The 14,211-nt window shown below is 70.6% G+C and carries 12 protein-coding genes; 4 read left to right on the forward strand and 8 right to left on the reverse strand.

All coding sequences use genetic code 11. The annotated features are described in order from the left end of the window. The first annotated feature begins 133 nt into the window (after nt 1-133). From GON06_RS16200 to GON06_RS16215, 4 genes are read left to right on the forward strand one after another with little or no spacing between them, the layout of a single operon-like run. Nucleotides 134-1,378 (forward strand): sensor histidine kinase, encoded by a 1,245-nt coding sequence (locus GON06_RS16200; RefSeq protein ID WP_157313351.1) that lies wholly within the window; start codon nt 134-136, stop codon nt 1,376-1,378. Further along, the gene (locus tag GON06_RS16205; RefSeq protein WP_157313352.1) at nt 1,375-2,013 is read left to right on the forward strand and encodes a response regulator transcription factor; all 639 of its coding nucleotides are present in this window, start codon (nt 1,375-1,377) and stop codon (nt 2,011-2,013) included. The genes GON06_RS16200 and GON06_RS16205 overlap by 4 nt, the downstream gene beginning before the upstream one ends. A 19-nt stretch (nt 2,014-2,032) precedes the next feature. Then, nucleotides 2,033-3,502, forward strand: a complete 1,470-nt coding sequence (locus GON06_RS16210) for a peptide MFS transporter (RefSeq protein WP_157313353.1) — start codon at nt 2,033-2,035, stop codon at nt 3,500-3,502. A gap of 13 nt (nt 3,503-3,515) precedes the next feature. Next, nucleotides 3,516-3,914 carry a VOC family protein gene (locus GON06_RS16215; protein ID WP_332837642.1) on the forward strand — a complete coding sequence of 133 codons (399 nt, stop codon included), beginning with the start codon at nt 3,516-3,518 and terminating at the stop codon, nt 3,912-3,914. 128 nt (nt 3,915-4,042) lie between these two features. Here the strand turns inward: GON06_RS16215 and GON06_RS16220 are convergent, their stop codons facing one another. The 8 genes from GON06_RS16220 to GON06_RS16255 form a co-directional block, all read right to left on the reverse strand. Next, complete coding sequence (locus GON06_RS16220) at nt 4,043-4,657, reverse strand: hypothetical protein (protein ID WP_157313355.1); 615 nt, start codon at nt 4,655-4,657, stop codon at nt 4,043-4,045. Nucleotides 4,658-4,711: 54 nt separating this feature from the next. After that, nucleotides 4,712-5,542, reverse strand: coding sequence for an LLM class flavin-dependent oxidoreductase (locus GON06_RS16225; protein ID WP_157313356.1), 831 nt, complete (start codon nt 5,540-5,542; stop codon nt 4,712-4,714). A 45-nt stretch (nt 5,543-5,587) separates the two neighbouring features. Then, nucleotides 5,588-6,919 carry an alpha-hydroxy-acid oxidizing protein gene (locus GON06_RS16230; RefSeq protein ID WP_157313357.1) on the reverse strand — a complete coding sequence of 444 codons (1,332 nt, stop codon included), beginning with the start codon at nt 6,917-6,919 and terminating at the stop codon, nt 5,588-5,590. Nucleotides 6,920-6,967: 48 nt separating this feature from the next. Next, a complete protein-coding gene (locus GON06_RS16235; protein WP_157313358.1) occupies nt 6,968-8,542 on the reverse strand; it encodes an MFS transporter in 1,575 nt (524 codons plus the stop codon). A gap of 200 nt (nt 8,543-8,742) precedes the next feature. After that, on the reverse strand, nt 8,743-9,144 hold the full coding sequence (locus tag GON06_RS16240) for a hypothetical protein (protein WP_157313359.1): 402 nt from the start codon (nt 9,142-9,144) through the stop codon (nt 8,743-8,745). Between the two features lie 9 nt (nt 9,145-9,153). Further along, nucleotides 9,154-10,005: a serine hydrolase gene (locus GON06_RS16245; protein ID WP_332837643.1), complete on the reverse strand. Its 852-nt coding sequence runs from the start codon at nt 10,003-10,005 to the stop codon at nt 9,154-9,156. A gap of 232 nt (nt 10,006-10,237) precedes the next feature. Further along, complete coding sequence (locus GON06_RS16250) at nt 10,238-12,193, reverse strand: M13 family metallopeptidase (protein WP_157313360.1); 1,956 nt, start codon at nt 12,191-12,193, stop codon at nt 10,238-10,240. Between the two features lie 30 nt (nt 12,194-12,223). Next, the gene (locus GON06_RS16255; RefSeq protein WP_157313361.1) at nt 12,224-14,203 is read right to left on the reverse strand and encodes a lipase family protein; all 1,980 of its coding nucleotides are present in this window, start codon (nt 14,201-14,203) and stop codon (nt 12,224-12,226) included. Between the last annotated feature and the right edge of the window lie 8 nt (nt 14,204-14,211).

Here is a 14,211-nt window from a genome sequence, read left to right on the forward strand (position 1 = left end):
GCGGGCGTGCCTCCTCCCCGACGCGACTTCCGCTCGGCCCCGGTCTCACTCGTTGCGGGTGTTCGGCCGTCAAGACCCACAACGAGTGAGACCGGAGCAAGGAGAAGCGTCAGGAATGCGGCATGATGGGCGCATGACGCGCGCAGGCTCGGGGGCGAAGGATGCCGCGGAGCCGGACGCCGAGGAGCCGACGTCCGCTCAGCCGCAGCCGCAGCCGCTGCCAGGGCTCCCCCCGCATTCTCCTCGCCTGCCCGGTCCGCGTGGAACCGGGCGCCTGATCTCGCTGGTGGGGATCGCGCTGACCGCCTACGCGATCTGGACGGACGCAGAGCCGATGACGCCCTGGGCGATCGTGGTCGGCGCGGCGGCACTCCTCGCCTGGCTGGTACTCACCGCTCTCCCTGCCGCAGCACCGCTCTGGCCACGACTCGCCCTGCTCGCCGTGATGATCGTCGCCGGAGGGGTGACCTCGGCCCTGACGGCGAGCGTCGCCTCCGCGGTGCTGGTCGTCGCGATCGTGACCGTGCTCGGCTCCACGGCCGTGCCGCTGACCGTGGGCTTCGCGTTCACCGCATCCGGCCTGCTGGCCGTCGCGATCTGCGCGTTGTTCGCCCCGCCGATGCTGCAGGTGCTCGTGTCGATCGCCGGCGTCGCCGCCGGCGTGCTGATCGGCCTGGCCCGGCGGCAGGCCCGGCTGGCGACCGCGCGTGAGCGGCGGACGGCGCAGGAGCTGGTCGAGGCGAACCGGGCGCTGGCAGCATCCGCGGTGCGCGACGAGCGGGCGCGCATCGCCCGCGACCTGCACGACGTGCTCGCGCACACGCTCGGCGGCCTGGTCGTGCAGCTCGACGCCGTCGAGGCGCTCACCGAGGCCGGCCGCACCGGTGAGGCGGCGGCCCGTGCACACGCCGCGCGCGAGCTCGCGGCCGACGGGCTGCGCGAGGCGCGCATCGCCGTGGGCGTGCTGGACGGCACCCGCGCGCTGGATCTCGCCGATCTCGTGGAGCAGGTGCGGCGTCTGATCACGACCGAGCAGCGGCTCGGGGCATCCGTCGTCGCCGACGTCGCCGAACTGCACGGCCCGGCGACTCCGGCGCTGGTGCAGGCGTTCGGCGAAGCCGCGCGCGAGTCGCTCACGAATGCGCGCAAGCACTCCCCCGGGGCATCCGTCCGGCTGTCGCTCGGTCTCGACGGACGGATGCTAGTCCTCGACGTCGCGAATGCGCGGGTCGGCGCGCACGCCGGCCTTGCGGCCAGCGGCTCCGGACGCGGCCTGGACGGCATCCGCGAGAGGTTCTCCGCCCTGCCCGGCGGCGAAGTGCGCGTCACGACGGATGCCGGCACGTTCCGGCTGCAGGCGACGGCGGGCGTCTCATGACCGGCATCCGCATCGTCGTCGCCGACGACCAGGAGATCGTGCGCGACGGGCTGGTGACCGTGCTCGGCCTGATCGACGGCTTCGACGTCGTCGCCGAGGCGGGCGACGGCGAGCAGGCGGTGCGTGCCGTCGGCATGCACCGCCCCGATGTCGTGCTGATGGACCTCCGGATGCCCGGCACCGACGGCATCGCCGCGACCTCCCGCATCCTCGCCGACTTCCCCGCGACGCGGGTGCTCGTGCTGACCACGTTCGACGACGACGAATCGATCACGCGCGCGCTGCAGGCGGGCGCGCGCGGGTATCTGACGAAGGATGCCGGGCGGGCGCAGCTCTCCTCCGCCATCCGGGCCGTGATGGACGGGCAGCAGGTCCTCGGCGACGCCGTCGGCAGGAGGCTGCTCGAACGACTCACCGCCGGTCCGGCCGATCCGCTCGCGGCGCTGCGCGCCCGCTTCCCCGACCTCACCAGGCGCGAGGCGGAGGTCGCCGTGCTCGTCGCCGCGGATGCCACGAACGCCGACATCGCCCAGCAGCTCTTCATATCCACGCCGACGGTGAAGTCGCACATCAACGCACTGTTCGCGAAGCTCGGCGTGAAGACACGGGCGGATGCCATGGCGGCGCTGCGCTGACGGGCGCTACCTTCAGTGCATGAGCACTGTTCGGGGGGAACGAGCGCGCGGAGACAAGGACACCCGGTTCTTCGGGCAGCCCTGGGAGCTCGCGCACATCTTCGGTGTCGAGATGTGGGAGCGGTTCAGCTTCTACGGCATGCAGGGCATCCTGCTCATCTACATGTACTTCTCGGTCGCCGACGGCGGCCTCGGCATCGACAAGGGCGTCGCCACCGGCATCGTCGGCGCCTACGGCGGCACGGTCTACCTGGCGACCATCCTCGGCGCCTGGCTGGCCGACCGGCTGCTCGGCTCGGAGCGGGTGCTGTACTTCAGCGCCTGGGTGATCATGGCCGGCCACATCGCGCTGGCCGTACTGCCGAATGTGTGGGGGCTCGGCGTCGGCCTGATCCTCGTCGCGATCGGCTCCGGCGGCCTGAAGGCGAACGCCACCGCCGTGGTCGGCACGTTGTACGGGCCGAAGGACGTGCGCCGGGATGCCGGGTTCTCGCTGTTCTACCTCGGCATCAACCTCGGCGCCTTCCTCGGTCCGCTGATCACCGGCATCCTGCAGGACAAGGTCGGGTTCCACTGGGCGTTCGGGGCGGCCGCGATCGGCATGGCGCTCGGCCTGATCCAGTACTCGTTCGGGCGCAAGCAGCTGCCCGAGTCGGCCAAGGAGGTCGCCAACCCGCTTCCGGCGAACCGGTACGGCATGTGGATCGGCATCGCCGCCGCCGGTCTCGCCCTGATCGTCGCGCTGGTGCTGACCGGCGTGATCCGCGCGGACAACCTGTCCGGCGTCGTCATCCTGGTGACGCTGCTGGCGGCGATCGCCTTCTTCATCGTCATCATCTCGTCGAAGCAGATCGACGGGATCGCGAGGTCTCGGGTGGTCAGCTTCATCCCGCTGTTCGTCGTGAACGTGGGTTTCTGGTCGCTGTACCAGCAGCAGTTCACCGTGCTGACGATCTACTCCGACGAGCGTCTGAACCGCGACATCCTGGGCTGGACGATGCCGATCTCGTGGATCAACTCGATCGCCCCGATCTTCGTGATCCTGCTCTCGGGCACCTTCGCCGCGATCTGGACGAAGCTGGGCGCGAAGGCGCCGTCGGCGCCGGTGAAGTTCTCGCTGGGCGCGATGATCATGGGCGTCGCGTTCCTGCTGTTCCTGCCCTGGGCGAACGGGGCGCCGAACTCCACACCGCTGCTGGCGATCGTGATGATCCTGTTCGTGTTCACCGTCGCCGAGCTGTTCATCTCGCCCCCGGGGCTGTCGGTGACGACCAAGCTGGCGCCGGAGAAGTTCCACACGCAGATGGTCTCGCTGTACTTCCTGTCGGTCGCCCTGGGCACAGCGATCGCGGGCTGGCTCGCGCAGTTCTACGACCCCTCGGACGAGGTGCCGTACTTCTCGATCCTCGGCGCCATCGCGATCGCCATGGGCATCGCGCTGCTGCTGTGCGTGAAGCCCGTCCTCGCGCTGATGAAGGGCGTGCGCTGACATGGACCAGCGCGTGAGCTTCATCACCCTCGCGGTCGCCGACGTCGCCGCATCCCGCGCCTTCTACGTCGACGGGCTGGGCTGGAGGCCGATCTTCGAGGCCGAGGACGTACTGATGCTGCCGGTCGCCGACCGCGTGATCCTGTCGCTCTGGAGCGTGCAGGGCTTCACCGAGGAGATCGGCGAGGCCCCGGCATCCGGCGTCGCGCCGATCACCCTGGCGCACAACCTGGCCACAGAGGCCGAAGTGGATGCCGTGCTCGCCGAGGCCGCCGCGCTCGGCGCGCGGGTGCAGCCCGCGCGGCGTCGCGAGTGGGGCGGGTACTCCGGCTACTTCGCCGACCCCGACGGCTTCCGCTGGGAGATCGCGGTCAACCCCGGCGACACCGGGAAGTTCGTGCTGCCCGCCTGAGCGCACGGGCGCAGATCAGCTCGCGACGCGTCCCTGACCTCGGATGCCGCAACACGACACGCCGAGATCCGCACCGTGCCACCGGTGCGTCGCGCGCCCGATCCGCAGTCAGGGACGGCGCGAGCCGGTCAGCGCTTCGGGAACGCCTCGCCACCGCCTGCGGCGAGCGCCTCGGCGACGATGCGGATGTGGTCCTCGCCCATCTCCTGCGGCATCTTCGGCAGCATCTCGTCCCAGAACGCGAGCGCCGCTCCGCGCCCCTGCATCATGCCCGCCGGGCGGGCGAGCGCCCAGAGATGCAGATGCGCCGAGCCGTCGTTCCAGCGCGCGAAGTGGCACCGCGCGACACCGGGGATGCTCTTCACGGCCTGGGAGATCCGCTGCATGAGCGGGCCGTAGGCGGCCAGCACCTCGTGCGGCGCATCCTCGAGCAGCCAGTGCTCCCGCGGCGAGATCGCGCCGACGAAGGGCAGTCCGCCGATGTCCCACCCGGCGCGCACCTGCCAGAGGTCGTCCTGCCAGATGGTGTGCTCGCTGGGCCGGCACGACCCGCAGTCCTCGGGGTCGAGCTCTCCGCCCCGCGGCTGCTCCGGCACGAGCATCGGCTCGAGCGGGCGCATCGTGATCTGCTCGAATGCCCACGGCAGCCCCTCAGTGAGGGGCGTCGCGTCGAGCCGCTCCCCGATCGGGAGACGGGCGTGGAAGGCGGTGTCCGCCGGATGCTGCGCGAGGGACTCGGTCATGCCCTCAGGATGCCATGACGCCTCAGTGCCGCACCCCGGGTTCTCGCGACGGGTTCAGCCGACCGCCCACGCAGGCAGCACGTCGAGGTAGGGCCGGGGATCCGGAGCATCCGCGGTGCCGTGCAGCACGACGCTGTCGGCGCCGGCCTCGCTGAGAGCGCCGATGCGATCGGCGATGCGCGCCTCCAGCGCAACCAGCCCGGGGTCGAGCTCGGTGTAGACGATCAGGCGCGGCCGGCCGGCGCGGCTGCTCTGCGCCCTGCCCTCATCGACGATCTCCTTGGCCGCGCGCACGACGGCGGCTTCATCCCGCCCGTCGGATGCCGAGAGCACGACACCGTCGCCCAGCTCGCCCGCCAGCCGCAGGGTCTTCTCGCCGGTCGCCCCGATCACGATCTCCGGTGCCGACACCGGAGGCCAGTCGAGGGCGACGCCGCGGAGCTGCACGTAGCGTCCCTCGACATCGACCGTCTCTCCGTCGAGCAGCGAACGCATCGCAGTCAGGTACTCGCGCATCAGCGTGAGCGGCGAGCTCTTCCGCGCGCCGACCTGCCCCATCCAGGACTGCACGCCGTGCCCGAACCCGGCGATGAGCCGGCCCGGGGCGAGCCGTTCCAGTGTCGCGACCTCCATCGCCGCGAGGGCGGGGTTGCGCAGCGGGACCGGCAGCAGGCCGATTCCGACGCGGGTGCGCTCCGACCAGGCGAGCGCAGCGGCCGCCGAGGCGACGCCGCCTTCGAGGAAGCAGTCCTCCCACAGCCACAGCTCGGCGACTCCCGCCGCATCAGCCGCCTGCACGATCGGCCGCAGGTCCTCGGGCGGCGACTGCGGCCGGAAGGTGATGCCGACGGTGGGATGCGAACCGGAGGGATGCGTGCCGCTCATGCCGCCAGCCTACGAGAGCTCGGATCTGCGCCCACCGGGATCGGGTCAGACCGCGCGCAGGGCGTCGCGGTCAAGCTGGTCGATCGAGGTGAGCCCGGCGAGGCCGAGCGTGATGTCGAGCTCGGCCAGCACGTTGCGGATCACCTCGCGCACGCCCCGCTCGCCCGCGATGCCGAGACCGTAGGCGTACGGTCTGCCGAGCGCGACGACGGATGCTCCGAGGGCGAGCGCGATCGCGACATCCGCTCCGCCGCGCACGCCGGAGTCGAACACCACCGGCACCTGTCCGCCGACCCGTTCGGCGATCTCCGGCAGCACGGCGAGCGTGGGCACCGAGTGATCGATCTGGCGGCCGCCGTGGTTCGAGACCCAGACGCCGTCCACGCCGGCATCCAGCGCCCTGGCCGCGTCGTCGGGGTGCACGATGCCCTTCAGGAGGATCGGCAGGCTGGTCCATTCCCGGGCCTTGGCGAGTTCGTCCCAGGTCAGCGCCGGTGTCGAGAACACGTCGAGGAAGGTTTCGATCGCCGTGCGAGGCAGCGCCGAGCGCAGGTTGTCGCGCAGGCTCTGCGAACCGGTCAGCGCGGCGCCCTTGCGCGCGATCGTGAGTCCCGCCGCGACGGCCTTCGCCGTGATCCTGACCGACGGGGCAGGGTCGCTCCCTGAGCCCGACGAAGGGTCGGCCCGCTCCTTCACCAGCTCGCGGAACACCGGGTCGGACGTGTACTGCGCGATGCCGAGACCGCGCGTGAAGGGCAGGTACCCGAGGTCGAGGTCGCGGGTGCGCCAGCCCAGCAGATGCGTGTCGAGCGTGACCACGATCGCCTCGCAGCCGGAGGCCTCGGCACGGCGGAGCAGCGACGCGTTCAGCTCGTCCGAGGCCGACCAGTACAGCTGGAACATCCGTGGCGCTCCCGGCGCCGCCTGCGCGACGCGCTCCATCGGGAACGACGCCTGGTTGCTGAGTGTGTACGGCACGCCGGCGGATGCCGCGGCGCGTGACACCGCGAGGTCGGCCTCCGGATGCGCCATCTCCATCACTCCGAGCGGCGCGAGCACCAGCGGCGTCGGCCGCGTACGACCGAGGAACTCGACCGACAGGTCGCGCGCCGACACGTCGCGGAGCGGACGGGGCCACACCTGCCAGCGGTCGAACTCGGCGCGGTTCGCGGCGACGGTGCGCCCCGATCCGGCGCCGCCCTCGATGTAGGCGAACGCCTCGGCGCTGAGCGCCGCGCGCGCCGCCGACTCGAGCGCCTTGACCCCCGTGGGCACGGCGGGGCGGATGCCGCTGATGCCGGCGCGATAGATGTCGGACTGGGTCCGGCGGGAGATGCCGCGGGCTGCGGCCGGATCGTTCGGGGCGACACTGACCATGCCCTGACCCTACCGAGGCCGCAGCCCGCCCGGCACCCACCGCCTGCATCACACCGGTTCGGACGCCCTTCCGGTCGCATCTCCCTCGGACAGCGCATCGCCCGAGATCGTGGTCGGCGCGTCGTCGCCGGTCAGTCCGGCGATCGTGTCCGGCACGATGATGTCGAGTGGCATCGTGCTGGTGTCGAGCAGCTCGTTCGTGTCCTGCTCGGCGACGAGTTCCTTGGCCTCGGCCGTCGTCTCCACGGTCGGGAACGACCCCAGCAGCGGGCGCTTCGCGGTCTCCTTCATCGACAGCATCGCCACGCCGCCCAGCGCCGCGAAGAACATGATGTAGAACGCGGGCATGTACGTGTTGCCGGTGAGGTCGATGAGTGCCTGGCTGAACAGCGGCGTCGTACCGCCGAACAGCGAGACCGCGAGGTTGTAGGCGATCGCCATGGCACCGAAGCGCGATGCGGTCGGGAACAGGGCGGGCAGAGCGGATGCGGAGATCGCGACGTAGAACGCGACGGGAATGGCGACCATCGCGAGGGCGAGCATGACCGCCCACTCCTGACCGATCTGCATGATCGCGAAGGCGGGAACCATCAGCACGATGGTCGAGACGACCGCGATGCCGTACACCGGCTTGCGGCCGATCCGGTCGGAGAGCTTGCCGATCAGCGGCAGGCAGGCGCTCATCACGATGAGCACGGGGACCGTGGCCACCGCGGCCATCAGGTTGGAGACGCCGACCTCGGTCTCGAGATACGTCGGCATGTAGCTCGTGAGCGCATAGCCGGCGGTGTTCGTCGCGGCGACCAGCGCGATGCCGATGAGGATCACGCGCCAGTGGTGGCGGAAGATCCCGAAGACGCCCAGCCGGCCGAGCGGGTCGCTGCCGTCATCCGCGCGGCCGTCGTGCTCCTCGGCTTCGAACGCCGGCGTCTCCGGGATGCGCAGGCGGAACCAGATCGCCACGGCGCCCAACGGGATCGCGACGAGGAACGGGATGCGCCAGCCGTACTCGACCATGGCGCCCTGACCGGAGATGCCCTCGACGATCCAGGTCGTGACCGCGACCGTCGACGCGCCGGCGGCGAAGCCGACGTACGACCCGACATCCAAGAAGGACGACCAGTACCCGCGGGAGCGGTCGGGCGAGAACTCCGAGACGTATGTCGTCGCACCGGCGTACTCGCCTCCAGTCGAGAAGCCCTGCACCATCTTCAGCACGTACAGCGGGACGATCGCCCACAGACCGATGGCCGCCGAAGTGGGCAGCAGACCGATGAGCGCGGTCGCGACCGCCATCATCGTCATCGTCAGGAACAGCACGCGCTGGCGGCCGATCCTGTCGCCGAGCGGGCCGAGGACGAAACCTCCGAGCGGACGCACGAGGAAGGAGATCGCGAATCCGAACAGGGTCAGCAGCAGGCCGAGCCCGCCTGGGGCATCCGCTGTGAATACCGTCGTCAGCGTCACGGCCAGATAGCCGTAGATGCCGAAGTCGAACCACTCCATGAAGTTGCCGACGACCGTTCCGGAGATCGCGGTGCGCAGTCTGGACTTCTTGACCACGAGGACGTCATCGACCTCGAGCTTTCGGCGCTTCGTTATTGCCTTCTTTCGGCTGGACATTGAATTCACTCTCCCGTGACGATTGACGGATGGCCGATTGAATTCGATCCACGCTAACGAGGTCTTCTTGAAGAGCTCGCAGGAGACTCTGCGTTCCGGCTGCTATCACGCGCAGGCGAGGACGAGGACACAGATCATCCGGTGCGACGCCGTCCACGCCCGCGGGATCGACCCGTCGATTCCGCTCGGAACCGGCCGGATCACTGCGTGATCGTGCGGCCGTCGGGGTCGTCGGGGCGCATCGGACGCAGGCGGTCGGGCAGTGGCCACGGCAGCGTGAAGCGCTCGGTCGGCGGCCGCTGCATGTCGCCGAAGTCGTCGACCTTCACGACGATCCGCCCGGGTTCGGTCCCGTCCGACGGCGTGACCTCGACGAACTTCACGCGCAGCGGCCCTGGGCCCTCGCCCTCCAGCATCCAGGCGTCGGCCAGCCAGCGCAGACCGACCTGTTCCAGTGCTTCCTCGGCGGCGAGCCAGTCCAGGCCCTCGCCGGCGGTACGGCCGAGCACGTCGATCGCGACCCAGTCGTCGCCCTCTGCGCGGATCCATCCGATCAGTTCGCCGTCCTCACGGCGATGCGGGATCCAGTCTTCGGGAAGCATCCCTCGACCCTAGTGCGTGTACTCCATGAGCTCGACGCCGAGCGTGCGGAAGGCGTCGTGCGCGCGCAGCCGGTGGCTGATCGAGAGGTCGTCGAAGCAGACGATCAGGGCGTAGACCACGCCGGCGCGCGGGCCGCCGAGCACGCCCGCCTCGACGCGCACGCCGCGGTCACGGCCCGTCTTGTTGATGAACAGCAGGCCGTGTGCGTCCTGGTCGTGCGCGAACGGGTCGAGCCCGGTGGATGCCGCGACGAGGCTGAGGTCGTAGTTCAGGTTCAGCCACTCGGCGACCTGTGCGCTGACGGTCGCGTCGATCACGGCGGAGTTCACCAGCGACGAGAACAGCAGCGCCAGCTCCTGGGTGGTGCCGACGGCGACCTGCGGCGCGTCGTCCGGCCCGCGCTGGTCGCGGAAGCGGTCGAGCAGTGCGGTGCGCGGCATCCCGAGCGTGGCGATGCGCGCGCGGATCCGCTCGTGTCCGACCCGCTGCAGCAGGGCGTTCACGGCGTTCGGGTCTCCGACAGTCGCGGCGAGCACCGCGAGGTCGACGATCGGCAGCGCGGGCGCGCGCAGGTGCCGCCACAGCCCGGACGAGGAGACGAGTTCGAGGTCTGCGCGGTCGATGATCTCGAGGGCGTCGATCGTGCCGGCCTCGATGCCGGCGGCGACCTCGATCAGCAGCGGGACGACGCCCAGCCCCGCGATCGGCATGGTGACGTGGTCGTCGCCGCGCAGCACCGGCGTGGCACTGTCCAGGTCGGCGACGTGCACCGAGACCTGCGCTCCGGCATCCGCGAGCTCCTCGAGGGCGCGCAGCGTCGAGGTGAACGAGCGCCGGCCCGCGGCAGCGCGCCGCGGCACACGGCGACCGCCGCCGCGCGACGAACGCCGGACTGTCGCTGAAGAGCCTTCGACGGGCTCAGGGACCGGAGCGGAGGAGGAACCCACGCTGTTCCTTCCACGTAGGGGGGTTGCGGAGGATGACGAGTGCCAGGGGCGGCGACCGCGCGTCGACGTGCGGAAGTTCGTCCCCAGGCTCCTCGGCTATCGTAACCCCCGCCCGCGGCCCGGACGGACGGGGGTCACGAGACGGTCACCAGATCGTGACGCGCTGCTCCTCGGGAAGGTACAGACGGTCGCCCTCGGTCACGTCGAACGCGTCATAGAACGCGCCGATGTTGCTGACGATCTGGTTGCACCGGAACTCGTTCGGCGAGTGCGGGTCGATCGTCAGCAGGCGGATGGTCTCCGCGTCGCGGCTCTTCTGCTGCCAGACCTGCGCCCAGCTCAGCAGCAGCCGCTGCACGCCGGTGAAGCCGTCGATCTCGCCCGCATCCCCGGCGATCTCGTACGCCTTCAGCGCGATGCCCAGGCCGCCAAGATCGCCGATGTTCTCGCCGATGGTGAGCGCGCCGTTGACCTTGTTCTCCTCACTCAGGCCGACCGGGACGAGCGCGTCGTACTGCGCGATCAGTGCCTTGGTGCGCTCCTCGAAGGCGGCGCGGTCGTCATCGGTCCACCAGTCCGCGAGGCGCCCCTCGTGGTCGTAGCGGCTGCCCTGGTCGTCGAAGCCGTGGCCGATCTCGTGACCGATCACCGCGCCGATGCCGCCGTAGTTCGCCGCCGCGTCGCGCCCGGCGTCGAAGAACGGGTACTGCAGGATGGCCGCCGGGAACACGATCTCGTTCATCAGCGGGTTGTAGTACGCGTTCACCGTCTGCGGCGACATGAACCACTCGTCGCGGTCGATCGGCTGGCCGACCTTCCCGATCTGGCGGTCGTGCTCGAAGTGCGTCGCGTTGCGGACGCTGCCGATCAGGTCGGCTGCGTCGATCTCGACGGCGTCGTAGTCTCGCCACTTCACCGGGTGGCCGATCTTCGGGCGGAAGGTGGCGAGCTTCTGCAGCGCGCGCTCGCGCGTCTCAGGGCTCATCCACTCGAGTTCGGTGATGCTCTGCCGGTACGCCTCGATGAGGTTCGCGACCAGCTCATCCATCGCGGCCTTCGCGGCCGGCGGGAAGTGCCGCTCGACGTAGATCTTGCCGACGGCGTCGCCGAGCGATCCCTCGACGAGCGAGACGCCGCGCTTCCAGCGCTCACGGATGGTGGGGACGCCGGAGAGCTCGGTGCCGTAGAACGAGAAGTTCTCCTGTACGAGATCGTCGGTGAGGTAGGCGGCCAGGCCGTGCACGACCTTGGCGCGCAGCCAGGCCTTCCAGTCGTCGAGGCGCTCCTCGACCAGCAGCGAGCCGAGACCCTCGAAGAAGCTGGGCTGATAGGCGACGACCTCGGCGAACGCCTCGGGGTGCGCCACGGCGACGGCGTCGCGCCACGGCGACAGGTCGACGCCGACCAGCTGCTGCAGCTCGTCCCAGGTCTTCAGGTTGTAGGTCTTCACCGCGTCGCGGGATTCGACGTTGTCCCAGTGGTGGGCCGCGATCTCGTGCTCGAGCGCGAAGGCGCGGTCGGCGACGGACGCGGCATCCGCGACGGACGCGAGGGTGAGCAGGCGCTCGAGGTGCGCGCGGTAGGCGGCGCGGGTGTCCTCGAAGCTGTCGAGGCGGTAGTAGCTCTCGTCGGGCAGGGACAGGCCGGCCTGCAGCACGAACGGCACGTAGCGCTCGGGGTTGCCCGGGTCGGGCTCGACGAAGACGCCGATCAGGGCGGCGACACCGTCGCGGTCGAACCCGCCGACGGCGGAGAGGAACGACGGGATGCCGTCGATCCGGTCGACATCGGCGAGGGCGGCCTCGAGCGGGGCGAGGCCGAGCGCGGCGATGCGCTCGGTGTCCATGAAGGCCGTGTAGAGGTCGCCGACCTTGCGGGCGAGGGTGCCGGGTTCGGCATCCTGCGACTCCTCGATGATCGCGCGGACATCCTTCTCAGCCTGCTCGGCGAGCTGGTGGAAGGAGCCCCATCGCGCCTTGTCGTCGGGGATCTCGGTACGGTCGAGCCACGCGCCGTTGACGTGGCGGTAGAGGTCGTCCTGGGGGCGGATGCCGGAGCTGAACTCGGACAGGGCGAGGCCGGAGGGCAGAGCGTCAGTCATGCGGTCCAGCCTATGCCGCCCGGCGGACAATCAGCCTGCGGCACAGGCGGCCGAAGCCTCCACTCCGTCGAGCCTGTCGGCGGTCCACGCGAACACGTCATCCATCGCAGGAGAGTCTGCGGCGACGAGCGAGAGATGATCGCGGCCGTCGTAGCCGCGGAAGTCGATGTACGTCCCCGCCCCGCAGAGTCCTGAGGCGTAGGCGGACTGCATGTCGAAGCCGATCAGGTCGTCTGCCATGCCCTGCCCGAGCAGCACCGGGACGTCGGACTGCGACGGCGGGGTGTTCTGCGCCAGCCGGTCGCCGAGAGGTCCGGTCGCCGGGTCCTTGCGGAAGATCTCGGGGTCATCAGTGAGGGCGAGCAGCGAGAGCACAGAGACGAGCATGTCCGGTGCCGCCAGGCAGCGCCGCGCCATCTCACGCACGGTCACCTCGGCGCCGGGGCGGATGTACTCGCGGAACGTGACTTCGGGGTACATGCCGCTGTATCCGCTCATCACGAACGACGCGAACACGCTGCCGCCGGTCACGTCGGGCAGGTGCGCCACGAGCGCGGTGAGATCACTCGCGGGAGCGAGCGCGACGACGCCGTCCAGCGGCACGTCCGGGGCGTAGTCCCCGGCGATCGCGCCGCTCCACAGCGCGGCGCCACCGCCCTGGGAGTGCCCCCATGCGACGGTCTGATCGGTGAGCCGCGTGCCGTCCAGGTCGCGTGCTGCGCGCACGGCGTCGAGCTCGGCGCGGGCGCTGTCCTCGCCGATCAGGTACGGATGCGGCCCTTCGGTGCCGAGGCCGATGTAGTCGGTGGCGACCATCGTCCAGCCGCGCGCGATCACATCGTCGAGCACGAACATCGCGCCCGAGCCGAACGGGTCGGTGGCCAGCGACGGCGCGCAGGACTCGTCGAACCCGGTGGTGCCGTGATGCCAGGCGATCACCGGATGCGCGTCGCCGTCGTCCGGCGCGACGACGATGCCGCTCGCGACCGCCGCTGTTCCGTCGCCGTGGGTGGTCGTGTAGAGGATGCGCCAGGCCACGGCGCCGTCCGGGATGCCGCGGGTGAACGCCTCCGCGCGGATCAGCTTCCCCGGCTCTCCTGGCACTGTGCGCGGTGCGGCGTAGAAGTCGTCGACCACGGGGCTGCCCTCGCGCAGCGTGACGCTCGCGACGAGCGCGCCTGCGGCGAGCGCGACTGCGCACAGGGCGCCGATCGTGCGCATCCAGCGTCGCGCGACGGTTTCGGCGCGCGGCTCGTCGGCGCGCGGCTCGTCGGCAGGCGGTTCGTCGGCAGGCGGTTCGTCGGCGCGCAACTCGTCGGCGCCCAGCACGTCGGCGCTCGATTCGTCGACAGATGGCCCGTCGATGCCTGGTTCGTCGATGCCCGGCACGTCGATGGGCGGTTCGGATGCCGCATCGCGGCGCTTCCGCCACAGCGCGACCACCGCGCCGATGCCGGTGAGGACGAGGGTCGCGCCGAACACGACGGCGACGACGAGCAGGGTGATGTCCGGCCAGACCAGGGAGAGGATTCCGAAGGCGATCGCCGCGACGCCGAGCAGAGTCTCGGAGATGCGTCTGTCGAGGGTGAGGCCGCGCTCGCCGAGCGCCAGCACGACGCCGATCGCGCCGCGTGCGATCAGGGCGATGCCGACGACCAGCGCGAGTCCTCGCACGGTCAGCCCCGGCAGGACCAGCACGACAAGGCCCGTGAGCACCAGGGCGATCGCGACCAGCATCCGCAGTCCCGTACGGCGGATGCCCGGCAGCACGAACTCGAGGACGCCGGCGACCACCAGTCCCGCTCCGATGAGGATCGCGAGCACGCCGAGCGAGGTCGTGGGCCGGACGATCAGCACTGCGCCGAGGACGATCGCGGCGATGCTCACGACGATGGAGACCGGCCAGGGCACCTGGGAGATCCCGTGCGTGGCCATGCGCCGGATGCGGGTGATGATGCCGGCACGGCCTCGGGGTTCGGCAGTCACGGCGTCTGTGGGGTCCGGGGTCACGGCGTCAG

Origin of the sequence: Microbacterium sp. MAH-37 (genome assembly GCF_009758255.1) — a bacterium.
GTDB lineage: Bacteria > Actinomycetota > Actinomycetes > Actinomycetales > Microbacteriaceae > Microbacterium.